Consider the following 25,767-nt stretch of genomic DNA (forward strand, 5'->3'; position numbering starts at 1 on the left):
GCTTACAGAAGCCGACCTGATGCTGTATGATTAAAGAGCAAGGATCGGATAGCAGCCCGGACTTGCTACCAACAGCCCACTAGAGGGAGACATGTTGTGATGGAAACCAAGGCCGAAGCGATGCGGCTCGACGCTCTCGACGCGGACCGGCCGGTCGGCATCGTGCCCGACGCCGACTCGCCGGGCAGCCCAAAGCGGGAGGACACCCCCGAGGTCAGCATCCCCGAGACGAACGGCCCGGTGCGCCCGCGTTTGGTGTGGGCGGATCCGCGCGAGCTTCGGGTGCACCCGCGCCAGATTCGTAAGGATCTAGGCGACCTGAGCGAGCTGCGGGACGGCATCGCGCAGAGCGGTGTCTTCCAAGCACTGCTCGGAGTTCCGGGCGAGGATGGCATCTACATCACCCAGGGGCAGCGCCGCCGGGCCGCCGCCATCGAGGCCATCGAGCAGGGATCACCGATGGCATTGGAAGTCCCGGTGCTGGTGCATGACGCGATGGCGGACCTGACCGCCGCCCAGATCGCGTCGATGTTGCAGGAGAATCTGCACCGAAAGGCGCTCACCGCCAGCGAGGAGGCTGGTGGCTACCGGCAACTCACCCTGGAGGGCTGGACTACCGAACAGATCGTGGAGCGAACCGGGCGCAAGAAGGCCCACGTCGAGCGGTCCCTGGCGTTGGCGAAGCAGGGTGCTCAAATCCAGAGCGCCGTCGACAAGGGCGAGCTGACGCTGGAAGACGCCGCCGAGGTCGCCGCGTTCGACGGTGACAAGGCCGCACTCGACCGGATCCTGAAGAAGAGCGGAACGGCGTGGGGCCTGCGCCACCAGGTCGCCAATGAGAAGCGCAAGCGCAGAGTCGCAGAAACCGCCAAGAAGCTGCGCGCCGAGCTGGACAAGGCAGGCGTCGTCGTCGTCGGCAAGCCGAAGGGGTTTCCGCACAGCAGCCGCGAGGCGGCCGTCAAGGATCTGCGTGGCCCCGAGGGCGAGTCGTTGAAGGACGCCGATGTTCGCAACAAGCCCGGATTCGCCGCGTTCATCGACACCTCCGGGCACGACGCCGCGGTGGTGGTGATCTGCCTCAACCCCGACGCGCACGGCTACAAGCGGCGCGGCGTGTACAGCACGTACGTCTCCCCCGCCGAGATCGCCCGCAGGGAGAGCGAGGCTGCCGAGGCCGAAGCCTTCCGCACGGCGTTGCAGACCGCAGGCGATCTGCGCCGCAAGTTCGTGGTGGAGACCTTCGGCAACGCCAAGGCCGCGAAGTCCCTCTACGTCCACGCTCTGCGAGCAACGCTGTCCGACCCAGCGCTGATGAACGGTGGCCCGGACGAGCACGAGCTGCTCACCGGGCTGGTCGGCATCGACCCCGAGAAGGTTGAGATCAACGACGCGGGCGAGGCTCGCCTCGTTCGCCTGCTGGTTGGACGCTGGGTCGCTGGCAACGAGAAAAACCTCAACGACTTCCTCGCCGCACGTTACCGCTTCCGGCGCGACCCGGCGCTGAGCTGGCTCGACCGCCTCAGCGACGCTGGCTATGGCCTGTCCGACGCCGAGCGCGAACTGCGTGACTCGCTGACGCAGAAGCCCGCCGACCAGTCTGTCAACGACTTAGATGAGGACGACTACGAGGACGACGAAGACATCGCGGGCGACGACTACAACCATGGCGACCGCAAAGACGATGGGCCACGTCTGCACGTCGTGCCGGACGGTGCGCTGACTGAGGGCGGCGGCGAAGCTGTCGCGACGCAGACGCCCGCCAACCCTCTGCTTGACGGAGTTGCCGAGAGCGAGCGTCGCAACGATCGAGTGGTGGAGCCGGCGGCGTAGGAAAGGACCGCCGCGTCAATCCGGTGAGGGTGCCTGGCAGACCCGGGCACCCTCACCGCCTCGATCTTGTGAGAACCTGACCGATCACTCTCCACCCAGGGACACGCTCTGGCCTCGCACTCCGGACCAACCAATCCTTGGTCTGACGCCGATGCGATAGTCACCGCCGCTATCACCAACGCCCGCCGTCGGCTAGCACGGTCGTCGAACCGCTACGCCGACGATCTCTTCGAACTCGCCGCCCGCCTCGTCAGCATTCAGCTGCCGTCCGCGCGAACTGTGCTGCTGTCGAAGGCGTATTCGCCAGCCAGCTTATGCACCCGCCTGACACTCGTCGCCGTCCGCGATGCAACAGAGCACTCCTCTGGTACGACCCGGTCGAGCCCTACCCACCACCATCCCGACGCCGTCGCGCTCGGCGTCCCGACTGCCTCGCAGCACCGCGTCAAGAACAAGGACAGCACTCCCGGGAGCGAAGAACCATAAGCCTCGACAACGGCCCGTCATCCTGCCGCACGGACGCCGGCCTGGACTTGGCCGTCGCCTACATCCGCAGCCTGGGCGTGCGATACGAGGAGACCCGGACCATCCTCTACCCAGGTCGACAGCGACAGTCTGGTGGCCCAAGCACCTCGTCCTCCCACGGAGCGCGCGTAAAACCGCCTCCGCCTGACTGCACAAGGGCTGGACCACGAACGCTGCTCGCCACACGCTCACGAGCAGGCGAACCGCCGCCCACAATGGGCAAACCGCCGCCAGGACGCTTGCCCATCGTGGGCGCGTCAGCAACCACAGATCCCGATCACGCACGCAACCGCCCGCAGGAGAGACATGACCCTCCGGACACCACCATCGGCCATACGCAGCAGCAGGAGAATCCTGCGCCACGACGCTGTTACACTCGGCACCAATCTCACGGCGCGCATCCGCTCGTTGTCGAGGTTGTTGGTTGGCGGCCGGGGTGCTGCTGGCACCCGTCCGCGGGTGCATATCCCCGGCCGCCGCACACTTTTGCCCCCCATCCGAGCAGGGACAGACGTGAGAATTCGGGTCGTCGACGGACGGCGGATGACCGACCGCGCCGGCGCCGCCGAGTTCACCGGCCGCAGCGAACACACCATCACCATCCAGACCAGCCCGAAGCGCCGCGCCCAGGGCTCCGGATGGCCCGCACCAATCTCCGGCCCCGAGGGGGTCCTGCTATACCCGCTCGACGAACTGGCGGCTGCAATCGAAGGAATCGCCGAGGCGTCCCGGGCACGCGTCCACTCCATCACCCTCGACGGCGACCCCGACGAACTCATCCCCGCCCTGGAGTTCCGGGCACTCATCGACGCCAAGGCCAGCACCTGGTCCAAGTACGTCGACATGAGCAAGGCGGCCTGGGGGCGCGGCGAAGACGGATACCTGCCCCGTCCGGACCTGGAGGAGCCTTCACCAAAGCGCGGCGTCATCCGCTACTGGAAACGTCACCGGGTGGAACACTGGATCAACAGCCGTCCCGGCCGCGGCGCCGGAGCGGGCCCCCCGGTCCGTACCGAAGCGACCGGCCCGACGGCGGCCAAGTACCGCCGCGTCATGGCCGCGATCCGGCAAGACATCTCGGAAGGCATCTTCGCACCAGGGCAGCGCTTACCCTCCGAGGCAACGCTGGGAACCCGGTACGCAGTCAGCCTCACCACCGTTCGGCGCGCGTTGACCGAGCTCCGCCGTGAAGGGGTCCTGAGCCGCAGCGACGACGGCATCGTGGCGGCCCCCAACACGCCGCCCCATGACGCGTAGCCTCTGAGGGCTTACGAGCATCGGCATACCGATCAGCCAGGCCGCCCCGGTTCCTAGACCAGCGTCGCGGTCGGGTCCGCGCCCGGTACGAAACGCACTCGAACAAGGCCGTCCTCGACCGGTGTGACCGACTCGATCTGGGCCGACATCAGCTCGTAGCGCACGGTCCCCATGACGATTTCGCGGCCGCCGAGACGGACCGTGCAGGGGCGTTCGATCCCGACATCGGCTGTGGTGGGTCTCCCGCAGGGCTGGGGCGTCGGCCAGCCGGACGTGCCCGCGCCCCGAGTCCGACACGTGTACCCCGCCAAGGTGCACGAGCAGGCAGAGGCGACGGGTGGCGCGTCTCGGGTTGCAGGACACCACGCGGCAAGAGCACCCTCCACACCCACTTACGCTGTATGATTAGAGTACGCGCTTGGGGGTCGGCAGCCCCCGCCGCACACCAACACCCGGAGGTCCGAAGACCATGCTGTCCGCGGCAACCGCGCACGCCCTCAGCGAAGCCCTCATCGACACCGAGCGCACCGCCGAGCAAGCCGGATGGGACAACCCACCCCAGTTGCTCGGCATGTTCACCGAAGCCGACACCCCCGTCGAGATCGCGGCAGTCCCTGTGCGCCCCAAGACCTGGCACGCCAGCAACCCGCTGCATCCGGGCGCGTACATCCCGGCCACCGCCATCCTGGAAGTGCTCACCGCCTACTTCACCTCACCCCTCACGCCGGCCTGGCTCAGCGCCTGGCTGCACCAGGACGACCGCGCACCGGTCGGCTCCGCGTTCCTCTGCGAGAACCCGGGAGACTCCCGCACCCCCGGACACCCTTACAGCGACCTCCGAGCGATGCCAGACGCCGCAGACAACGCGATCCGCAGCCTGAGCGCGGCCGACATCGACGGCCGCTACTACTACGTACTTCGACGGCGCGGATCCGACATGGCGTCAGCGAACACCGATCACGACTCGACTCCGCTGATTCGACAGACCACCGCGGGCGCCTGCCTGTACCGACTGCGACACCTCACCCGCCTGGCGTAGCCGATCCCCGGCGCTAACGCAGAATGCGACCCGTCCGCCGCACCCGTCGGAGGACGGCTGTTTCCCGACGCCGCCCCACCCAACGAGACGCGCCGCACGAGGCACGACGGTCAGCGGCCCAGCACAGAACGGCAGACCCGCATGTCTGATAACAAATTCTGGAGCGATGCCACCGGCAAACCCGCCGTCTACGGCCCGGACGATCCGTGGTGGCACGACCAGCAGGACGAGGAAGACGCGCCAAACGCCGAGCGGAGCACCGCCGTGGTACTCGGAGATATCTGGGACGCCGGCGGTGTCGTCCTCTACGACACCCCCGCTAATCTCCGCCGATACCTGCACGATGCCCTGCGACTGCTGGACCTGACAGAGCTGAGCCCAATGCGCACACCCGGGACGCAGTGACGGTCAGCCCGTCGACGCCACCGAGATCGCTCGACCCGATTTTTGTTCCTCGGTTCGTGGTGGTGGCGACCGTTGCTCCCGCCGAGCACCGGGCAGGCCGGACGCTCGCTGCGCTCGCACCCGGTCCGGCCCGCCCTGCCGACTCCGCGCACAGTCACCCTCGCGCCTCAAGGCCGGCACAGGGCCAAGACATTGCCGGAGCGGCCTACGGCCGCGCTGCCCTACCCCTTTTCGGCCGCCGGCTGCGCCGGGATTATCGGTATCGAACGTCGGAAGTAAAATCCGCCGCGGGCTCGGAAAACATCATGCAAAACCCGCATGATCTTTTCCTCGAAACCCCCGCGCCGGATTTGACTGCCGCCGCCCGATACCTGGGCGAGCAAGCTCGCCCCCGGCGGCCGAAAAAGGGGTTGGCCGTGACGTTATCGCCGCGCCGAGCTGATCGCGGCTGGCACGGCCCACCGGGTGATCTTGACGAAAACCAATCGCAGAGAATCGACTCCCGTGTGGACAGCTCAACCCTTAATGCTGTATGATTATAGATGTGAGGGAGGGGATAGCAGCCCCCGACCACACAACCAACAACCCCACAACGAAAGGCAACGCCTGTCATGACCACCCTCGCACTGCCGGACGTCAACCAGAAATTTGCCGCCGAGCGGATCGCGCAGATCAACCGGGCCGCCGACAAGCAGGCGGGCATCGACGCCCAGGTCGCCGCCGGAAAGCTGCGCAACCTCGGCAACGGCCGCTACCTGGTGACCGACCCGGACAGCTGGGACAACGGCGAAGTCCTCACGATGAGCCAGGGCGAGTTGCTGCCCGAACACGGCCTGGACGAGACCACCGGGCAGGTCGCGCTCTACACCACCACGCCCGCGTGGCACCAACTCGGCAACGTCATCCCTGGCGGCACTACCGACATCGACCAGGTGCTCACCCTCGGCGGGATCAACTTCAACGTCAGCCGCCGCCCCGTGCTCTACCAGGCCAACCCCACCGACCAGCTCCGGATCCTGCCGGACCAGTTCGTCAACATCCGCGAGGACACCAACGCCGGTCTCGGCGTGGTCGGAGCCCGCTACGAGGTGCTCCAGAACCGGCAGGGCTTCGAGTTCCTTCAGGACCTCGTCGACGACTACGCCGTGACGTGGGAATCCGCCGGAGCGCTGCGCGAGGGCCGCAAGGTCTTCATCTCCATGCGCCTGCCGCAGACCGTCACCATCGACGCCGAAGGCGTCAACGACGAGGTCGTGCCGTTCATCGTCGCCCTCAACAGCCACGACGGATCGAGCCTGTTCCAGGTTGTCGTCACCCCGTGGCGACCGGTCTGCGGCAACACCGAGCGGTTCGCCGTCCGCGACGCCGTCACCCGCTGGGGTGTGCGCCACACCCGCAACGCCCGCGACCGCATCGAAGAGGCCCGCCGCACCCTGCGCCTGTCGGTCGACTACTTCGACCACTTCGCCGCCGAAGAGGAAGCCCTCGCCCGTACCGAGATCGCTATCAAGGAGTTCCACGAGGTGATCGGCGACCTGTGGACGTCCCCCGACGAGGACGCCCCTGTCCGCACCCGCAACAAGCACGCGAAGCGGCTCGACCTCCTGACCGACCTCTTCGACACCAACGCCGCGCGCCTGGGCCGCACCGCCTACGCCGCCGAGCGGGCCATCACCGAGTTCGCCGACTGGAAAACCACCATCCGCCCGACCGGATCCCTGCGCGGCAACAACCTCGCCGCCCGCGCCACCGCCATGGTGGAGGGCAGCGCCGACGAGCTGAAGAGCAAGGCCCACCGCCGCCTGCTCACCCTTACCCACCGCTGACCCCACCCGGGGCGGGCACCCGATACCCGGTGCCCGCCCCGGCCCGCACGGCCGACACCGCGTCGACGCACATCGAGCGCGCCGACGCGGGCTGCCGCGCCGCACGGCCGCACTCACGCGCAGGAGGGACCATGCCCAAGCCCATCGGACTGCCTCACGGCGTACGCCTACCCCGCACCTTCACCGAGACCGACGCCCGCGACGTGTTCGCCGCGCTCGCCCGCGCCTACGGCTGGACCGGCTACCTGTTCGGCCGCGCCGAAGCACAAGCCCGGATCAGTCCCCTCACTCTCACCGATGCCGAATGGCGACACCTGCACACCACCGAAGAGTGGACCCGGGTCAACACCATGGCACGCCGCGCCGTCGACCACGCCGACGCCATTGGACACGCCCTGCGACAGGCCGGATTCGGTTGCGTAACCTGCACCGAGTTCGTCACCGGCCCGCCCGCCGCAACCTGGCGACGGTGTCCGCGCTGCCTGGCAACCACCACCCTGGCCGAGCTGCAACGCCAACCCTGCCCGGTGGCCAGTGATCCGCCCGCTGCCCACGCCTGGCAAGCGGGCCGGTGCAGCGCCTGCGCGATGCCCGCCCCGACGCTCCGCCTCACCGCCGTACCTGACGCCGCCTAACAACCTGGGGGACACCGGCTACCGCCGGTGTCCCCCACCCGCCGCCGCGCGGTCGCCTCCAACGCGACCCGGACACCCGGAGACGACATGCACAGCCAGCCACAGCAAGCAGCCGACGACGTCATGGCCGACCTCACCCACGCACTACCGCTCATCGGCCGGCACCTAGCCGCGCCTGTGACCGACGCTGGCGACAGCGAGGCCGCCCCAGTCGTCGCCATCACCGGACCACACACCACGATCACCGTCGAGCGAGGCGGCGACACCGGCCACCGAATCACCATCGACATCCACACACCCCGGGCCGCCTGACCATCACATCGGCACCCCATCCGGTCGAGATCCTCGGGCCTACCGACCCGATTTTTGTTCCTCGGTTCGTGGTGGTGGCGACCGTTGCTCCCGCCGAGCACCGGGCAGGCCGGACGCTCGCTGCGCTCGCACCCGGTCCGGCCCGCCCTGCCGACTCCGCGCACAGTCACCCTCGCGCCTCAAGGCCGGCACAGGGCCAAGACATTGCCGGAGCGGCCTACGGCCGCGCTGCCCTACCCCTTTTCGGCCGCCGGCTGCGCCGGGATTATCGGTATCGAACGTCGGAAGTAAAATCCGCCGCGGGCTCGGAAAACATCATGCAAAACCCGCATGATCTTTTCCTCGAAACCCCCGCGCCGGATTTGACTGCCGCCGCCCGATACCTGGGCGAGCAAGCTCGCCCCCGGCGGCCGAAAAAGGGGTTGGCCGTGACGTTATCGCCGCGCCGAGCTGATCGCGGCTGGCACGGCCCACCGGGTGATCTTGACGAAAACCAATCGCAGAGAATCGACTCCCGTGTGGACAGCTCAACCCTTAATGCTGTATGATTATAGATGTGAGGGAGGGGATAGCAGCCCCCGACCACACAACCAACAACCCCACAACGAAAGGCAGCACGATGGGCGAATCTCCCGCCACCTACGAACAGGCCGACCGGATCGCCGCGCTCGTCCGGGTCGTCCGCGCTCGCCACCTCGCGCACCTGCGCCTCACCACCGAGGCAATGCGCGACATCCTGACCGTTCAGGACATCCACGAACGCAGCCGCCGCGTGGTCGTCGTGTTCCTGCACCTGACCATGAGCAAGACCCACCCGGTCACCCCCGAATGCGCCAACCAGATCATCACCGCCGCCGCCTACAAGGCCAACGGCATCGATTGGGCCGCCACCGAGTTCACGATCCGGTGGACCGAGCACGGGCGGTTCTACCTCGACACCCTCAGCGGCGGAGCGACGTTCTGCATGCCCGTCAACCTCACCGCTGACCCGGTCAACGTCGAGCGACACCCGAACGTTTACCTCGCCCCGGCCACCCAGAGCTGACGTCTCCGCCAGGCGGCCGGGACCCGTCCCCCGCGCCCGGCCGCCTCCGGCCCAGCCAGCCACACCCCGCGCGCCCCGATCGCCCACGCCGACGACGTGCCGAGGTGAACACCCCGGAGGCTCCCCCATGCTCGCGTCCAGCCTTACCGCGCTCAATCTCGCGTTAACGGTCGCCATTACTTGGCTCGCCTACAAACAACGATCAACCATCATCAGGCTCAACACCCAGCTGACGATCGCGCAGTACGACGCCGCCCATGACGACCTCACCGGCTTACTCAACCGCCGCGCCATCCTCGCCCACTTGAAAAAGCAACTCGACGCCGCGCGCCCAGTTTCCGTCGCGCTGCTCGACCTTGACGACTTCAAGGGCATCAACGACACCCACGGCCACGACGCCGGAGACGCCGCACTCACCGAGGCCGCACGCCAACTCAAGGCCCTACCTGTGACCATCGGTCGTCTCGGTGGCGACGAATTCCTCATGATCGCCACTGCCGACGAGCGGACCGGATTCGCTCACGCCGCCGCCGCACAAGCCGCCATCGCCAGCGCCCGCATTGACGCGGCCGGGCAGACCGTCCAGTTGTCGGCCACCGCTGGCGTGGCCCACGCCGCCGGAGGGGTCAGCGCGCCGGAACTCCTGCGCCGCGCCGACCGCGCGATGTACGGAGCCAAGATCGCGGGCGCACCGATCCGGGCCTACCACGACCAGATCCCCGACGTGCCCGCCCACGCCCCCCAGCGCCGCCGCACCTACCGCCCGTAACCCATGCCGGGCCGGTGGTCGGGCACCAGCGCCCGCCCACCGGCCCACCACACGAGGAGCCCGCATGAACGCGCTCACCGCGCCAACGCGCATCCTGCCCGCGCTGTCCGCCCCCGACCGCCGCCGGGACGTTCGCCCCCTGCTCGACACCGCTACCCGCACCGTCGCAGCCGCGCTAGACCGACTCGACCTCTGCGCCCACGTCCCCGTGTGGCCAGCAGATCCCATGACAGAGAACTACCACCTACCCACCATCCGCGCCGCCGCCGTCCAGGTCGCGCTACACGCCCGCGACGACCGGTGCGAACGATGCGCCGACCGCCCCCACCAGATGCGCGCCGCCGCCCGACTCGCCGAACTCTGGCTAGAGCTGTCGCGCGCGTGCATCCGCTACGTCACCCAGCCCCAACGGTTCCCACTCCGCCTCACGCAGCGGACCGCCGCATGCCTGGCCGACTTCGTCTCGTGGGTCATCACCGGACGGCCGCACTTCCTGCTAGGCCAACCCGCCTAACCCCACTGTCCGGCCGGGCAGCGCCCGCCGGACAGCGCGCGCGAGACGGCACCGGCGCGCATCGAGCACGCCGCCGCCGGCTGCCGCTCCCGCCCCTCACCCACCGGACCCTGATCCGCCGACCGACGACCCACCCGGAGAGTCCCGATGAGCTGGCACATCCGCCACCCCCGCGACCCACGCCAATCGGTCTGCGGCCTGCCCGCCGCAGACGTGCGCCGATGGGAGACCGAATATCCGCCGCACATCGACTACACCTGCGAAGACTGCTACACCCTGCTACCTGAGGCAGCGCAACCCGACGACGCCACCCACCCGCCGGGCGATGCCACCCTCATCGACACCCTGCGCCAAATCGTCGCCGACCGCCAATACGCCAAGATCGACGGCGTCATTGTCGACACCTGGTCAGCCGCCGTCACCGTCCTGATCTGGGACAACCTCCGCGACGACAAACGACAACGGCTCCTGACCCTGCCGTCGCACGAGCTGATCCTGCGATGCGTCGCGATCTACACCCGGCTCAACGCAAGGAACAGCGACCAGTGAGCCACGGCCGGCTACCCCAGTGGTTCCACTTCGGGCCGTATGTGTTCGACATCGACGCCGCCCAAGCGCTGATCGCCGCGACGCCCCGCGACACCAGCACCGTTGACGTCAACGCCTGGGCCACCGCCTACGGCCTAATCCACCTCGACAACCCGAACCCCTACGCAATCAGCCTCATCGGGCCGGCTCACAACGCCCTCAACCGCACCTACGCCATGACCACCGACCTAGCGCAACCGCTGATCGTGGCGCAAATCGACATCCCCGACGCAGCACCTGCACCACTGCTCATCGACGGAACACACCGGCTGTATCGAGCCTGGCACGAACACCAGCCGCAGCTACCCGCGCACCTGCTCACCGCCGCAGAAACCCGCCAGATCACAGCGCCGCGCTAGCCCACCCGGTCACGCCGGCCCCAACCGGGTGCGCTCGGCCGCCTACGAGGCGGCCGGGCCGCCGCACCGCGACGTCGTCGGCGCGCATCGAGCACGCCACCGCCGGCTGCCGCTCCCGTCACTCCCTGCCGCACGCCACCCACGCCGCAATCCCTCACGTCCCGGAAGGGCACCAGCAATGAGAATGACCCGCCCCGAACTCATCACGATCGCCCACACCTACGCCGACTGGGCGCCCAACTACTACGGTGGACCGCTCGCCCTCGACAGAGAACAGACCGTGCGACACATTGCCGACGGCCACCTCCCCGGGCTCGCTTTGAAGTACGGCCGCCCCGCAGTCTGGGACGCGGTGGCCGCCCACCTCGACGTCAACCCCCACCTGCTCACCGCACCACGCACGACCCAGGCCGAACGCGACAAGCGCCAAGCCGAGCGAGACGCCCACGCCGACCGCTACCTGAAGGCCGCCTACCGCCACTACGTCGCCGCCGAGCCCTACGAAACGCTGGCCCTCATCGACCGCGCCGAACTGACCTCACCCCCCTTCAAGAACTACGACCAGTTCCGCACCGCCACCCACACGAAGACGCCACCCTTCACCCCCACCGACCTCACCGGCACCGCGCTACGCCGCCGGGTTACGCTCCCGCTCACCGCCCGATCCCCGGCCCACCCGTGATGTACCACGGCAGCGATACCCGAGGCTGGGTCTATCCCGGCCGCACCGTCGTCGAAGGGGACTGGCCCGCAGCCATCCCGGAGCACTGCACCGCCACCGACAGCGACACGCAGACGCTCGCTGGTGGCCTCGTGATCGTCTGCACCGGCTGCGGACTCGACTGCACGTAGACGCAGCCCCCGCAGTGTTGGCCGGTCCGAGCGAACCCGACCGGCCAACGCTTGCACCTCAGGCCATCCCATCTCCGCCGGCATCCCCGATCGGCGACGGCCGCGCGTCGGGCACCTGAACAGCCGTGCGGCGCCGACGTGGCAGCACCTCGCCCAGCTCCGCGATCCGCGCTCGCACCGCAGCGCCATCCGCGCCGCGCCGATACGACCGCACCCGGGCAACGTCCACCCCGGTCAAGTCCGCCGCCAAGCCGTCATCACGGAGCACCGTCGCCAGCACCGCCACGGCCAAGCCGTGCGCCGCCGCAGCCTCGCCGACCTCCTCATCCAGCCGCGAAACGGCCTCATGCCGCCGCCGCTGCGCATCCTGGACCGTGCCGGCCGCCTGCTCGACCGCGCGCACCGCCCGCAGCTCCAGTTCCTGCCGCCGCCGCAGCGCCCGGGTCGCGTCATTTCCCGTCTTACTCGCCATTCCTTGACAGTAACGACTGTCCAGATCCGCTCACCAGACCAAGCAACACACCAATTAACCGAACCGTTTGAACCTAGCCAGGATTCTTCACCTTCCCACCGCAGCCGTTCAATTTTGGCCACAGAGCGCCTGGCCTGCCTAGACCTTTGCCACCCCTCCTCTTGTTCAGTTACAGGGGACACACCCCCTTGCATTCTCAACTGCCACATCTCTAATTGATCTTCTACGGTCGGGCCATGTTGACCGTCACGCGCATCTCGCCCGGCGACGGTTACCGCTACGTCATGGAGCAGGTGGCCGCCGGTCGTCATGACCTGCGTCCCCTCGGCGACACGGGCCCGACGCCCTACTACATCAACCACACCGCACGCGGTGAGAGCCCCGGCTGGTGGGCCGGCAACGGCGCCGCCGTCCTCGACGTCAGCGGCTGGGTCACCGAACAACAGATGCGCTATCTGATCGGCCAGGGACGGCATCCCACGACTGGATTTCGGCTTGGTCAGAAATGGCGAATCTACGCGCCGATGACCGACGAATACCGCGACGAAGCGGTACGACGCGCACTGCTGCATCTACCCGACGACGCCACCGTGGAACAGCGCGACAAGGTGTGGCACCGCATCATGAATGCTCCCGAACGGCGGGCGGTGTCCGCCTACGACGTCACGGTCTCCCCCGTGAAGTCCGTGTCGCTGCTGTGGGCTTTCGGCGACGACACGGTCAAGCACGATGTCGTGGCCGCTCATCATGCCGGGGTGCGCTCGCTGCTCGATCACCTCCAGCGGCACGGGGCCTTCACCCGCGCGGGCGCGGCCGGCGTCCGTCAGCTCGACACCGAAGGGCTGGCCGCGCTGGTCTTCGACCATCGGATGAGCCGCGAGCGCGACCCGCAGCTGCACTCGCACATCGTCGTCTCCGCCAAGGTCAAGACGGTCGACGGAAACGGTGAACCGCAGTGGCTGGCGTTGGACGGGCGTGCCTTCTATCGCGCGACCGTCGGCGCCCGCGTCGCCTACGAACGCGCCGTGGAACTCGAGTTGCACCAGCGCCGCGGCGTGACCTTCGCCGCCCGCGGCGACTCCGGGATCCGGGAGATCGTCGGCTTCAGTGAGGCGTCGTTGCGCCACTACGGCAAGCGGCGCGGCGCCATCACCGAGGAGATGGACCGCCGTGTCGACCGCGCCGGACCCGCGGCGCGGTCGACGGCGGCGCAGTGGCGTCGACGCGCCCAGGACGCGACGCTGCGGACCCGCCGCCCGGCCAAAGGCGCGGAGTCCACCGACCAGGCCGTGCAGCGATGGCAGGCCGAGGACCGCAAGGCCCGGCTCGACACTCCCGGTCAGGTACGCCGCGTTCTCACCAGCGACGTGAACGACGACACCGCCGACACGGCGTGGCGCGTCCTGCGCCGCGCCCGTCAGCTGAACCCGGCCGGTGTGGACGAGGAAGCCCTGCGCACGGCTGCCGTTCGACTTGGAATCTCTGGGCCTGAACGCGACCGGGTCATCGACGCGGCAGTACGCAGCGACGTGCGCTTGGCGCTCGCCCGCGCCGTGCACACCCTCGGCCGCGAACGTGCAGTGTTCGGCCACGAGCACCTCGAACTGGCCGTCGGCCGGGTCCTCGGCATTACCCCCGGCGACTCGCCGCAATCCGACTGGCGGAGGGTGCAAACCCTCGCCGGTGATGCCATCGCTCAGAACCTGGGTGGGCTGCGGGTGCTGACTCCGCCCGCCCTCGTGCAGTGGGGACCGACGCTGCTGCGCAGCAGCGACCAGCACAGCGAGTACACCCGCCACCGCGATCTGCAGATGACCACTCACGCCGTCCTCGCCGCCGAGAAGGAAGTCATCACCTACGCCGGCCGCCGCGGCGCCCGCCCCGCCTCCGGCATGGCGATCGACGACGCCGTCACCGCATTTCGGTTGTCGGCGGAGAAGGCCGTTGCACTGCGTTTCCTCGTCGGCGATGACCGGCGCGTCACCGGCGTCGTCGGACCCGCCGGCACCGGCAAGACGTACCTCCAGCGCGCCGTGGTCGCTGTCGCCCGGCACGGCGGCGTGCCGGTGCTCGGACTCACCGTCGGACAGTCCGCCGCGCAGCTGCTCGCCGACGCCACCCGCCAGCCCGACGGGACGATGCTGCGTACCGAAAACATCGCCCGGTGGCTGAGATCCCACGACCGGCCGCCTCCCGGCACGAGCGCCGCCGACTGGCGCTTCGCACCCGGTCAATGGGTCATCATCGACGAGGCGTCGCAGGTTTCCAGCCACGACCTCGCCCGCCTCGTCACCCAACTCGACGCCGTCGGCGGCAAACTCATCCTCGTCGGTGACCCCGCGCAGATCTCCGCCGTCGGACCCGGCGGCCTGTTCCGCTACCTCGACAGCCTCGGCACCACCACCCACCTCTCCCAGGTGCACCGCTTCACCCAACCGTGGGAAGGAGCAGCGTCGCTGCGGCTGCGCACCGGCGACCTCACCGTCCTGGCCGAATACGAACACCGCGGCCGGCTCATCGGAGGGCACCGCACACTGCTCATCGGTCAGATGCTGGACCGGTGGGCCGCCGACATGGCCACCGGCCATCCCAGCATGATGCTCGTCGAGACCGGCGACGAAGCCGCCGACATCGCCCGCCGCGCCCGCGACATCCTCCTGCGCGCCCGCCTCGTCCGCGCCGGCCCCGCCGTGCGCCTCCGTGACGGCAACCACGCCAGTGTCGGCGACATCATCGTCACCCGCCGCAACGACCGTCGCCTCGGCGCCGGTGCCGCGTTCGTCGCCAACCGCGACCAGTGGCGCGTCCAGGCTGTCACCCGTAGCGGGCGGCTCCGGGTCACCAACCTGCGCACCACCGCGAGCGCCGTCCTGCCCGCTCCGTACGTCGCGCGGCACGTCCAGCTCGCCTACGCCCTCACCGTCGACTCCGTCCAAGGGCAGACCGTGCACACCGCCCGCGCGCTCGTCGACGACAGCACTACCCTGGCGCGGCTGTACGTCATGCTCACCCGCGGCCACACCCTCAACGAGGCCTACGTCGTCACCGACGACCACCCCCGAGAAGGCATCCCACCACAACCTCCCACCGCCCGCGTCGCCGTCTTGGCCGACATCATGCGCCGCGCCACACCCGACCGCTCGGCCACCGAAACCGAACACCAACTCTGGGCCGACGTCGACGCCCTGAACACCTGGACACCCATCTACGACGACCTCTCCGCCCGCGCCCGCATCCCCGAATACCTCGCCGTCGTCGCCCGCATCAGCGGACCAACCGTCGCCGACCGGCTCGCACAGGACCTCGCGCTGCCTGCGCTCATCGCCCGCCTCACCACCCTGCGAGAAGCCGGCCACAACCCCGCCGAAGTCCTGCGTCGCGCGATTCGGCCCCGGGAACTAGATTCTGCCGACGACATCGCCGCGGTGCTGTCCTGGCGCATTGACCGCACGATGGCCCGCGCCACCGCCGACCCCGCCATCGCCACCACACCGGCGCTCGCCGCGTCCTACACCGACCGCATGCTCGCCGACCTCACCGGCGACGTCGGAGACGCCCTGCGGCAGGTCGCCGCCATCTGCGACCGCCGCGTCACCGCGCTGGCCGACCTCGCCGCTGAGCAACAACCCGTCTGGGCCCGCGCCCTGGGCGCCGTACCGCAGGACCAGGTGGGCCGCGACCAGTGGCTCGCCCGCGCCGAAATCATCGTCACCTACCGCGACCGCTACCAGCTCACCAGCGACCACCCCATCGGGCCCGAACCCTCCACCGGTGACATCCCCCGATGGAACGCCTGGCACCGCGCCCGCGTCGTGCTCGGCGCAGCCACCCTCGCCGGACATCTCACCACCACCGACGACAACGAGCTCGCGCAGCTCATCACCGCGCAGCAGGCGATCGACGCCACCGCGCCGACCTACGTCGCCGACCAACTCCGCGGCGCGCACCTCGACCTCACCGACGTCGAGCACCGCCACCACGACCTCACCCTGCTTCTCGCCGCCATCAACACCGCCGGCCAGCGCGCCGCCAGCCACGCCCAACACCTGCAACCCCGCTGGTGGCAACGCGGCCCCTCCCGCGCCCGAATGCTCACCGCCCAACAGGAAGCACACCAGCGCGCCGCCGACGCAGCCGGCCACCACGCCAGCCTGAGCACGAAGCTCGCCACCCTCAACGACGTCATCGACCAACGCCGCGAACGCGTCACCGACCTCGAAACCCGCCACGACGAATGGCAGCGCTGGTACACCAACGCCCTGCCCACCCGCTACGCCGGACTCGCCGCCGCCGCCGAACAAACCCGCCGCGCCGCAACCCGCCGCACCGACCTGGCCAACGCCGTCGCCGCGACTACGGCCCGGGTCCGTGCCATCGACGACACCCGCCCACAACCCCACGCCACGCCCGTCGCCGAGCACCTGACACATCAGGCCGATGCCGCCCGGCGCCGCACCGAGCCCACGCCCAGCCACACTGTCGCCGAGGAAATGGAGCTCGAGTGATGGCCGTTCAACCCCATCCCGTCGCGTTCGTCGACGAATCCTGGCTACAGCAACGCGGCAGCCCCGGCGCCTACCTCATGGCCGCCGTCCTCATCGACCAGGACGACGTCGCGCCCGCAATCGCCGCCGCCAACGCCGCCGCCGCAGGCCAGCCCTACCACTCATCCGAGCTGTACCACCGCGGCCACGTCGGCACCATCGAAGCAATGCTCGACGTCGTAGACAACCACGCCGGCTGGTCCGTCGTGTCCGCCCAAGTCCCCCTCGACAACGGCAGGCAAGCCCTCACACCCGACAACCCGCAGAACATGCGCGGCCACCTTGAAGACCAGCGCGAATATGCCCGTCAAGTCAGCCTCGAGCGGCTGCTGCGCTACCTCAACGCTCAACGCGTACGCGACGTCTACTTGGAAAGCCGCGCCAGCATGCGCGAATGGCAGGAAGCCCGCGACGCCGGCAGCCGCCTACCCGCTACCGACCGCACCGACATCCGCGCCTACCGGCGCCTGCTCGACCAAAGCGCGATTAGTCACCGCATGCGCCTCGTGCACGTCAAAGACCGCAGCCACGCTGGCTTGTGGATGGCCGACGCCGTCGCGTGGTCGGCCGGCCGCGCCATCCGCGCCGACGAACCGCAGTGGTGGAACCGCATCGCCGACGTCGCCACCGTCCTCGAAGCAACGACCGGCGCGGAGCTACGCCTCAACGAGAGAGGGGCCGCTCCACCAGATGGCGAACGCGGCCCCCACAACCTGAGCCAAAGCGCCCAGGCCATGTCCTCACCGACAGTGTACTCCGCCGGCCCCGAACCAAACCAGGCCGGCGCCATCCTGCGAAGCCTCGTCGCACAGGCTGACCAGGCCAGGACACCAGCTTCCGACCAGTTGACGCGCGAGGTACTCGGCTACGTACAGCACATCGCCGAACGAGTGGAACAGCTCAGCAGGACTGTCGACCAGATGCTTCCCCGAGCAGCCGGGACATCAGAAACGACGCCCGACCGGACGGCGACTCCTCAACCTCGCCGTGATCTGCACGATGACGTCGAGCCTGCAACTCAACCCGACCTCGGTGAATGAGCAGTCCAGAAGTACCGCCGACACGCACGAACAGCGGCGCACTATCGGAGTCGTTCAACGCGGCGCACGCGGCGCGGCTATCGGCCAGCCGCCGGCGGCTGCTCCGGGTCGGGATCCGAGGAGCGCGGCCCTTCCGGGCCACCACTGGACATGCGCAGCAAGGTTTCGATGCGGGTCACCCGGAAGCGGCGCCCGAGCACGGTGAGGTCATCGACGGGGTTGGCGTCCAGGTCGTCGGCGGCCTGCTGCAAGAAGGCCGTCTGCTCGTCGGTGAGCCTCAACAGGCGCGGCTCGATGTAGCGCAGGCCGAACGCGATCTCGTCGCGCGCCAACTGAGGTGTGGCCACCGCCCGGCTGTACGGCCGCCACGACCCGCCGACGCACTCAGCGGCAGCGTAACGGGCCGGGAGAACCACCCCGAGAGGGTAGGCGGCGACGGCAGCGACGCTCTCGGCGTACACATCGGCGGGCACCTGCCCCCACGGATAGTGCGCCGTCATCAGCTCGACCCGCAACATCGCCTCGCTGACTCCGGTCACCGCTTCCGGGTCGACGACGACGACCTCATCAAGGAAGCTGTCATGGTCCTCAGCATCGCGGGGATCTCGGTCGGTGGGCCGGGGTGGCTCGGGGCCATCCGGACCGAACCGCGCGAACGTGTCCACCCGCACGATCCGATGCGCCCGGCCGGTGACCGTTATCTCGTCGAGCTTCTCCCTGTCCAATACGTCGACAACTGCGGTCAACTCTGTGGCCAGTCCGACGTCCTCGGTCTCGTCCAGCAGCTCGCGCAACCGGTGCGCAAGGATGTCCCGGGCCGCTTGCGGCGTATCCGACACCACAGCACACACCTGCCAGCGTCCGGCCTCGGCCTGCACGGCATGTCCGAACAACGGAGCACCGATCCGAATCCGCGGATACACCTCAGCGCGCCGCGCCGCGTCGTCCTCCATGACCGCACCAACCGGGTCGTCGCGCCGCTGCACACGCAAGACCACTGGTGTGGCCATCTCCTCGTCACCCATAGCAGTCATTGTGTGACTACTCCGGCCATCTAAACAGGTGCCGCGCACGGCGCGAAGCCCGCGGAACGGACGCTGGCCTCACCGAGTGCCACGCCCGGGGCGAGGGCACCGTCCCGGATGCGGTTTCTGGATGGCCGCATTGGCCCGACTGCTGCCAGCCGCGGGACCGCGGCAGCCGGGACCACTGCGAATGAAGCTTCCCGCCCGCCGCTCCACCTCGCTCGAAAGTCGAACGTGTGTACGATCCGACCGTGGTAGAGGAAGTTGTCCGGCGGTGGTGGAACGGCACCTGGGGGCGCTTGACCCGGCGCGACGTGTGGCTGATTCGTCAGACACAGTGGCAGGTCGTGGCGCGCACAGGAGACACCGAGAGCGGGAAGGTGCTGCGGTGGACGTATGACTCCCACGACGAGGCCGAGGCGATGGTCGGTCGACTCCTGCGCTCCGAGACCGCGGGGCGATGGCGCGAGCAGCAAAGCGGACCTCCGCCCCATCAGGGCCGCTCCGCCGGCGGCGACTCGTCGTGAAGCGCCGACGTCGCGCCATCACCTTTGCAGACGCGACGTTGCCCGACGAAGGATTGATACGCAGGCAGGATCCCCGCATGCCGTGAGTCGCTGGTCAACGCCCCGCGCTTTGGTGATACTCATTCACGACGTCCTGCGGGATCCGTCCCCGATCTGAAACGTTCTTACCGGCTCTCTTGGCCCAATCCCGGATCGCCTTGTTCTGCTCCCGGCCGACGACGATACCGCCGCCGACACGGCGAGAACCGGCTGGAGTTGCAGAAGTCCGGGCTACGCGCCCGCCGACAGCGACGCCACCACGGCCAACCTTCGCCCCATGACTGGTGTAGGGCTCAAGAACGCCCCGGAGCTTTTCGGCATTGGGAGCCGACAGGTCGATCTCATACTGGACACCATCGAGAGCGAACTTGACGGTTTCGTCGGCGTCACCGCCGTCCAAGTCGTCGACAAGCTTATGAATGATTTGCTTAGCCACGGCGTCATCCTTCCAGCCTTAAGAAGCGTGACCCGGATAGTAACCCCCCGCACCGGATAACGGAAATTTGAGGCTCACCCTCTGGGCGATGGCTACGTTCACCCATCCTCACCCATCACCGTCGTGCGGAAAGGCCAGCGTCGGTGCCGAGCCAAGAACAAGGAGTGACTTGTGCGCATCAGGCAAACGCCTCAGCTTCACTGCTGGCTGCGATCCCTTCGTCACCGAAACATGGGATTTCCAATGAGCGCCTCTGCGAAAAGGCACTTTCCGGCCTGGCAGGCGCCTTGAGCACAGGGCACTGGCCGGGCACATCGGGTCGGATTCTTCGCTAGGTGCCAAGTAACCAACGGAGCCATTGTCTCGGGCCGGCCATCGCGTCGGCCGGGATACCGAGAGCTCCTGGGTAGATCCGTTCGTAAGCTGCGCTGACGGCGGCGGCGGAGCGCGGGTTACCAAGAAGCCAGGGAGCAGCGGCGCGGTATGGCTCCAGTTTGGCGTGCGGGCCGCTGCCGGAGATCGTTCCCTCGAGTAGGCCGCGGTCGCGAAGAGCGCGCCACATCCGGTCAGCTGGGCCGTCGTAGCTGTCGCCCCAATTGCCCTCTCCCCAGGTGCTCATGGCGTCGATGCGCAGCGGGAGTGCCTCGATCTCTAATTCGGCGGCCATGATCGGTAGCCCGAGAATGCGGAGAGCGTGCGTGCGGTGGGTGCCGTTTCTGCCGATGCGGTGTAGGGGTCCTGCGGGACCGTTGTAGCGCAGCATGCAGGCGTGTCCGAGGTCGGTGAGGATTTCGGTGAAGGCGATGCCGGGGTCGTCGGCTGTCAGCAGTTTCTCGATGATCAGGCCGACTACTTGCGGTCGGTGGGACGCGAAGTCGTTCCAGGATGAGGCGTTGCCGCCGATGACTGTGTCGAGGTCGATCCAGTCGTTGAAGGCGATGCTGCCAAGGTAGACGTCGTCGTCGGAGTCGGGCATGCAGTCGACGACGCCGGAGGTCAGCGGTGCGGTGCGGTTGAGCAACTCCGCACGGGCCAAGATTTGCTCGCCGAGGTTGAGACCGCTCCACCGGCTCCTGATCTGGGCGAGTGCCGCGGTGACCGCCGAGAGCGAGGCGGTGCTGTCGCGCACGAAGTCGACGAGCGGCGGAGGACCGTCGTAGCCTTCATCTGAGATTCGACGGCGTCGGGGGGTCTGAGGTGGGTTAGTCGTCCACCGCACAACGGCGTTGGCACCCGCAGGCGTTGACAGCTGCCTCAGCAGATCCTCGGCGGCAAGTCCGTTGACAACCATGCCGCTGACGTGGCGGTCGCCCTCCTGGGCTGCGAAGGATGTTGGGCCGGTGGTCACAGCCGTCCACGACACCGTGACGTCAGCGGGCGGGGCGTGATCGGCTCTGCGAACCAGCCGCTCGTAGAGAGCCGCGGCCCACGCTGCGTAGTCATCCGGGGCCGATTCCGGGGGCGGAACGTCGCCATCGGCTCGCGTTTGTACCGGGACGTCCGTAGGCTCCAGTAGCGGGATTGCTGCGCCGGTAGATGGCGCCGGTAGTACCACTACCGGGGAGGACCGGTGCCTGCCAAAGGCGGGAACTGATAGCAGTACCCACCAGACACCACTGATAGCCGCCGCGATCCAGCGCCCGTCCCCAGGTGTCGCAGATGCCACCATCGCCGTCGTAGCCGCTCCGTACAGAACCCATCCGATGCGTGCGGCGACGACACGCAGCACGCACATGGCCAGCAGCACCACGCCCGTGATGCACCACGTCCACCACAAGGTGGTCGCGGGGATCGCCAGACCCTCAGCGTGGGTCTCCAGGTATCGGCGCACCGGCGCGAGCACGATTTGCGCGTACGCCTGCTCGTGGACCCAGCCGCTGAGCGCCGCGATCGCGTCACCTGCGGCGAACAGCAGCCCTCGCACGACCGGCACGATCAGCATCAGGACAACGCCGACCCCAACTCCAGCGACCGCGAGGACCAACCACAGAGGCGGCCAGTTGCTGCTTTGCGTGTCCCGCGCCTGCTCCCAGAGGTGCTTGGTGATCGTCAGCAGAACGTCCCGTGGGCCGGGCGCTCGCTCGCTGGTCGTCTCAGGTTCGCCTTCGCGGCCCTTGGGGACGGTGCCGTGACCCATATACGCCTCACTTCATCTACCACCATTGATCGGCTACAGGATGCTATGGAAGTACGACGCGGCGGCAGCCCGGCGGCTTGCGGTCTCACGCAGCTCCTTCACTCAGCTTTCGACAACGCAGCATGGGCTCCTACTACGGCGACCGCCGGCAGCGCCGCCACCGCGGCGAGTGCGACGGGCAGTCCCCACGGCTGCCACAGCGCCGAACATGCGGATGCGCCCACCGCTCCCCCGATAAAGAACATGAGGTTCAGCAAGCCGAGCGCGCCGCCTCGTTGCCGAGGGGCGACGCCGGCGGTAATGGCGGCGGTCAGGGTTGTCTGCGCGATGGCGAAGGCGGCGAACCCGACAGTTGCGGCACCCATAAGTGCTACCGGGCGATGGTTCCACGCGGCGAGCAGCAGGCTGACGCTGAACAACGCCGTCACGCCGACCAGCACCTGCCGGCGCGCGGCGTCACCCGATGCGCGACCGGCGAGGCGGGCAGCCACCGCCGCCACGATCGCGCTAGGCACGAGCAGTAGCCCGATGTCCTGAGCGGAGTAGTCGAGGCGGGTGAGCAACTGCGGGACGGCGTATACGCAGGCGAACAGGCCGCCGTAGACGCCAGCGCCGGCCAGCCCGGCGAGGACGAACCGTCGCTGGCTGATCACCGCGGGGACGAAGCCGTCGGGGTGCCGTCGGCGGTGGCGATCCATCAGGACGGCGAGCGCACAGGTGCCCGCGACGAGACCGACGACGGCCGGCGGCGGAAAGTCCAGGGCGGTGGATTGAATCGTCAGGAGCAGACCTGCTGCGGTGACGACCAGCAAGCCTGCGCCGATCCAGTCGACCCGTGCCTGAACTCTCTGGCGGGGTTGGGCGAGCGGCCAGCACAGCGGTAGAGCGGCCAGCGACAGTGCCGGCAGGACGAGAGCAGCTCTCCAGGACGTGGTGACGGCCAGTGCCCCGGCCAGCGGTGCGGTGGCCGAGAACAACGCCATCGCGGCGCCGAGGCGGGCCAGCACCGCCGGTCGTTGCGTTGCCGGCCGACCGGCGGCGAGGGTGAGGGCGGTCGCGGTCATCGCCCCAGATCCCGCGGCGAGCAGTGCCCGGCCCGCGACGGCTACAGCGAGGATGGCCGCGAACGCGCAGAGGGTCGCGCCTGCCGCGAGCAGCGCCGCCCCGAGCCTGAGTGTGCGTGGTGGTCCCCAGATGTCGGTGGCGCGTCCGGCGACGGCGGCGCCGACGCCGAGGCCCAGGGCGTGGATGGTCAGGATCCACACGGCCGTTGCCGGCGCGGTGTGCAGCCTGTCGGCGGCGACGGGCAGAGCGACGGCAGCGGCGCTGACGCCGTAGATCGCTGGCCCGTAGAGGGCACCGAGGCGCCATCCCACGCTGGCCGCCGATGCTTCGGTGGGTACGACTATGTTAGTCACTAGATGGCCCCTTTGCCGGTTTCCGGACAGGGGTGACGGCGGTCGCCGGTCAGGGAAGTGCCGGCGACCGCCGTCGAGCGTCACCGCTCGCTGGGGGGACGGCTTCGGGTGGAAGCAGAGATCCCGGCACCCGGATTCATGAGGTTGTACGCCCGGCGGGGTTGGACATCTACCACTGCGATTCGCCGTGACGTCGTACCCGCGGTGGGCCTCGCCACCGGAGTACCGGCCGGCAGGTCGCGAGGCGCCGGGTGGTAGCGCCGCCACGCCATGGCCGCGACGGCAACCGCCGCCGGAAGGACCACCAGAGCACCTCCGCACACGACGACTCCGCCGACGACAGCCGCACCCACGGCCGCGCCACTGCGGATCAGCGGTGAGCCGAGGAGTCGTACTGCTGCGGCGAGCCCGAGCAGGGTGACCGATGCCACGAGGACCGAGAACGCGCGCATCAGCAGGTCCACGTCCACGACAGTCGGTGCGGCCAGCGCCGCGACGGCGACCACTGCCGCGCAGCTCGCTTGCACCGCGAGGCTGCGCCGCGGTACTCCGTCGACACCGGTGACGCCGAACCAGGCCGGGAAGGCGCCGTCGCGGCCCAGCGCCGCGCCGGCGCGTGCCGCGGCGGCGATGAAGGTGAAGCAGGCGCCGAAGGTCAGCAGCAGCGCGCACAGCGCAGCCGCCGCCGCTGCGCCGCCGCCGGCCTGCGGGCCGAGTAGGCGCAGCAGCGGCACTTCGTTCTGCCCGGCGGACGCGCCGAGCACACCGACGGTGCAGATCGCCAGCCCGGCGTACAGCACCGCGATGATGCTCACACTTGCGGTAGCCACGATCGGCAGCTGGCGGCGGGGGTGCGCGAATTCGCCCGCCAGGTGAGCGGCGGCTTCCCATCCGCAGATCGCGACGAAGAGCACCGCGGCGGCGCTGGCGATACCCGGGAGGCCCTGCGGGGCGAACGGTGTGAACCGGCTGGCCGCGATGTGCGGCACCGACACGACGATCACCGTGACCAGGAGCGCGCAGAGACCACCGGTGAGCGCCAGATGTAGGCGGCCGGACAGATGCAGCCCGACAAGGTTCATCGCGTATGCCGCCGCGAGCATGACGGCGGCGATCCCTGCCGCGGCGTCCGGCCCGGTGTCCAGCGCGGTGGCGGCGTAGCGGGCGCCGGCCATGGCGCCGGCGACCATGCCCATCGGCACCGCCGTGTAGAACCACCACCCGACAACGGTTCCGGCTTTGGGTCCGAACGCCCGTCGGGTGAAGGTGGCCACCCCGCCGGAGTCGGGGTATCGGATGCCGAGGGCGGTGAACGCCGCCGCGATCGGCACCGACACGGCCAGCATGGCAGCCCAGGCCAGCAGCGACGCCGGACCGGCGGCGTGCACGGCGAGCGCGGGAAGCACCAACACGCCGGGCCCGAGCACCGCCCCGACGTACAGGGCGGCGCCCCGAGCCACACCAATGCGCGCGGTCACCGGGCCGCGCCCGGCTCGCCGGTGGTGCTGTCCTGCTGCGAGCGGGTGGCCAGGGCCCGCAGAACTCGGGCCAGGCTCTCCCCCGACGGCATGCCCGGCTCGCCGAACAGCCGCGCCTGCTCGGCCTCGACCGGGCCTTGGACGCGGCGAGCCAGGTCCATACCGGCCTGGGTCGGGCGAAGAACTACCCGCCGCCGGTCGCCCTCCTGCAGTTCCCGGCGCACCAGCCCTCGGTCAACGAGCGACACGAGAGCGTTGGTCAGGGTGGCCTTGGCGATTCCCACCTCGGCGGCGGCCGCGCGTGTTTCAACCGCCCGACGCGCGCACACCAACACGAGCACGTCGTAAGTGGTCCAGGTCAACCCTTCATCGCGCAGCACATCGCGTTCAATTTGGGCGCGCAGTGTGTTGGCGGTGCGGACCAGCTGCGCCAGCGGCCCCGGCCGCGGCGTCGGCATCCGAGCGGCGTTGACCGGCGGTCGGTAGACCCCGGCGACTCGTCGTGGGCGGCGGTCCGTGGCGGCGCTCACAGCATCCACCTGCGCCGTGCTGGGCGCCGGTTGGGCTTGCGGTTGCGGCGCTGGCCGATCTGGCCGCCGCGGTCGGTCGGCGGCGGCGGTTGCGGCGCCGGCCGGCGCGGACGCTCGGTGTCCTCATCCTCGTCGTACATGTCTTCTCCCCCGTGCTGTGGCTGA

The 25,767-nt window shown here is 69.1% G+C and carries 23 protein-coding genes; 15 read left to right on the forward strand and 8 right to left on the reverse strand.

All coding sequences use genetic code 11. The annotated features are described in order from the left end of the window. Nucleotides 1-99 precede the first annotated feature (99 nt). The 13 genes from D7223_RS01320 (at nt 100) to D7223_RS01380 (ending at nt 11,786) form a co-directional block, all read left to right on the forward strand. Entirely contained in the window at nt 100-1,830 is a 1,731-nt protein-coding gene (locus tag D7223_RS01320) for a ParB/RepB/Spo0J family partition protein (RefSeq protein ID WP_147442464.1), read from the forward strand. Between the two features lie 1,068 nt (nt 1,831-2,898). Continuing rightward, entirely contained in the window at nt 2,899-3,612 is a 714-nt protein-coding gene (locus D7223_RS01325) for a winged helix-turn-helix domain-containing protein (protein WP_186832189.1), read from the forward strand. 469 nt (nt 3,613-4,081) lie between these two features. Further along, complete coding sequence (locus D7223_RS01330) at nt 4,082-4,651, forward strand: hypothetical protein (RefSeq protein WP_120723917.1); 570 nt, start codon at nt 4,082-4,084, stop codon at nt 4,649-4,651. 141 nt (nt 4,652-4,792) lie between these two features. Then, a complete protein-coding gene (locus tag D7223_RS01335) occupies nt 4,793-5,056 on the forward strand; it encodes a hypothetical protein (protein ID WP_120723919.1) in 264 nt (87 codons plus the stop codon). 611 nt (nt 5,057-5,667) lie between these two features. Beyond that, nucleotides 5,668-6,882: a DUF932 domain-containing protein gene (locus D7223_RS01340; protein WP_120723921.1), complete on the forward strand. Its 1,215-nt coding sequence runs from the start codon at nt 5,668-5,670 to the stop codon at nt 6,880-6,882. Between the two features lie 131 nt (nt 6,883-7,013). After that, complete coding sequence (locus D7223_RS01345; RefSeq protein WP_120723923.1) at nt 7,014-7,517, forward strand: hypothetical protein; 504 nt, start codon at nt 7,014-7,016, stop codon at nt 7,515-7,517. A gap of 87 nt (nt 7,518-7,604) precedes the next feature. Then, nucleotides 7,605-7,829 carry a hypothetical protein gene (locus D7223_RS01350; RefSeq protein WP_147252448.1) on the forward strand — a complete coding sequence of 75 codons (225 nt, stop codon included), beginning with the start codon at nt 7,605-7,607 and terminating at the stop codon, nt 7,827-7,829. Nucleotides 7,830-8,448: 619 nt separating this feature from the next. After that, the gene (locus tag D7223_RS01355; protein WP_120723927.1) at nt 8,449-8,874 is read left to right on the forward strand and encodes a hypothetical protein; all 426 of its coding nucleotides are present in this window, start codon (nt 8,449-8,451) and stop codon (nt 8,872-8,874) included. A gap of 127 nt (nt 8,875-9,001) precedes the next feature. Next, a complete protein-coding gene (locus D7223_RS01360) occupies nt 9,002-9,643 on the forward strand; it encodes a GGDEF domain-containing protein (RefSeq protein ID WP_120723929.1) in 642 nt (213 codons plus the stop codon). Between the two features lie 64 nt (nt 9,644-9,707). After that, nucleotides 9,708-10,157 carry a hypothetical protein gene (locus tag D7223_RS01365; RefSeq protein ID WP_120723931.1) on the forward strand — a complete coding sequence of 150 codons (450 nt, stop codon included), beginning with the start codon at nt 9,708-9,710 and terminating at the stop codon, nt 10,155-10,157. 147 nt (nt 10,158-10,304) lie between these two features. After that, nucleotides 10,305-10,706 (forward strand): hypothetical protein, encoded by a 402-nt coding sequence (locus tag D7223_RS01370; protein WP_120723933.1) that lies wholly within the window; start codon nt 10,305-10,307, stop codon nt 10,704-10,706. Beyond that, nucleotides 10,703-11,104: a hypothetical protein gene (locus D7223_RS01375; protein ID WP_120723935.1), complete on the forward strand. Its 402-nt coding sequence runs from the start codon at nt 10,703-10,705 to the stop codon at nt 11,102-11,104. The genes D7223_RS01370 and D7223_RS01375 overlap by 4 nt, the downstream gene beginning before the upstream one ends. A gap of 178 nt (nt 11,105-11,282) precedes the next feature. Continuing rightward, nucleotides 11,283-11,786, forward strand: a complete 504-nt coding sequence (locus D7223_RS01380) for a hypothetical protein (protein ID WP_147252446.1) — start codon at nt 11,283-11,285, stop codon at nt 11,784-11,786. Nucleotides 11,787-12,014: 228 nt separating this feature from the next. On the opposite strand, the gene D7223_RS01385 is transcribed toward D7223_RS01380, so the two are convergent. Next, nucleotides 12,015-12,428 carry a hypothetical protein gene (locus tag D7223_RS01385; RefSeq protein WP_120723939.1) on the reverse strand — a complete coding sequence of 138 codons (414 nt, stop codon included), beginning with the start codon at nt 12,426-12,428 and terminating at the stop codon, nt 12,015-12,017. A gap of 236 nt (nt 12,429-12,664) precedes the next feature. Here D7223_RS01385 and mobF point away from each other — a divergent pair, with 236 nt between their 5' ends. Continuing rightward, entirely contained in the window at nt 12,665-16,933 is a 4,269-nt protein-coding gene (gene mobF, locus D7223_RS01390; RefSeq protein ID WP_120723941.1) for a MobF family relaxase, read from the forward strand. After that, nucleotides 16,933-18,012 (forward strand): DUF3800 domain-containing protein, encoded by a 1,080-nt coding sequence (locus tag D7223_RS01395; protein WP_147252445.1) that lies wholly within the window; start codon nt 16,933-16,935, stop codon nt 18,010-18,012. The genes mobF and D7223_RS01395 overlap by 1 nt, the downstream gene beginning before the upstream one ends. A 77-nt stretch (nt 18,013-18,089) precedes the next feature. Here the strand turns inward: D7223_RS01395 and D7223_RS01400 are convergent, their stop codons facing one another. The 7 genes from D7223_RS01400 to D7223_RS32650 all read right to left on the reverse strand — a co-directional run bounded on the left by D7223_RS01400 (nt 18,090) and on the right by D7223_RS32650 (nt 25,742). Beyond that, on the reverse strand, nt 18,090-19,037 hold the full coding sequence (locus D7223_RS01400; protein WP_238161441.1) for a DUF5954 family protein: 948 nt from the start codon (nt 19,035-19,037) through the stop codon (nt 18,090-18,092). 621 nt (nt 19,038-19,658) lie between these two features. Beyond that, entirely contained in the window at nt 19,659-20,039 is a 381-nt protein-coding gene (locus tag D7223_RS01410; RefSeq protein WP_120723947.1) for a histone-like nucleoid-structuring protein Lsr2, read from the reverse strand. Nucleotides 20,040-20,370: 331 nt separating this feature from the next. Further along, nucleotides 20,371-22,176 (reverse strand): hypothetical protein, encoded by a 1,806-nt coding sequence (locus D7223_RS01415; protein ID WP_120723949.1) that lies wholly within the window; start codon nt 22,174-22,176, stop codon nt 20,371-20,373. Between the two features lie 98 nt (nt 22,177-22,274). After that, nucleotides 22,275-23,594: an MFS transporter gene (locus D7223_RS01420; RefSeq protein ID WP_120723951.1), complete on the reverse strand. Its 1,320-nt coding sequence runs from the start codon at nt 23,592-23,594 to the stop codon at nt 22,275-22,277. 80 nt (nt 23,595-23,674) lie between these two features. Continuing rightward, nucleotides 23,675-25,072 (reverse strand): APC family permease, encoded by a 1,398-nt coding sequence (locus D7223_RS01425; protein WP_120723953.1) that lies wholly within the window; start codon nt 25,070-25,072, stop codon nt 23,675-23,677. Further along, nucleotides 25,069-25,602: a MarR family winged helix-turn-helix transcriptional regulator gene (locus D7223_RS01430; RefSeq protein WP_238161443.1), complete on the reverse strand. Its 534-nt coding sequence runs from the start codon at nt 25,600-25,602 to the stop codon at nt 25,069-25,071. Before D7223_RS01430 ends, D7223_RS01425 begins: the two co-directional genes overlap by 4 nt. Continuing rightward, complete coding sequence (locus D7223_RS32650) at nt 25,599-25,742, reverse strand: hypothetical protein (RefSeq protein WP_158610806.1); 144 nt, start codon at nt 25,740-25,742, stop codon at nt 25,599-25,601. Before D7223_RS32650 ends, D7223_RS01430 begins: the two co-directional genes overlap by 4 nt. Between the last annotated feature and the right edge of the window lie 25 nt (nt 25,743-25,767).

Origin of the sequence: Micromonospora endolithica (genome assembly GCF_003626595.1) — a bacterium.
Taxonomy (GTDB): domain Bacteria; phylum Actinomycetota; class Actinomycetes; order Mycobacteriales; family Micromonosporaceae; genus Micromonospora; species Micromonospora endolithica.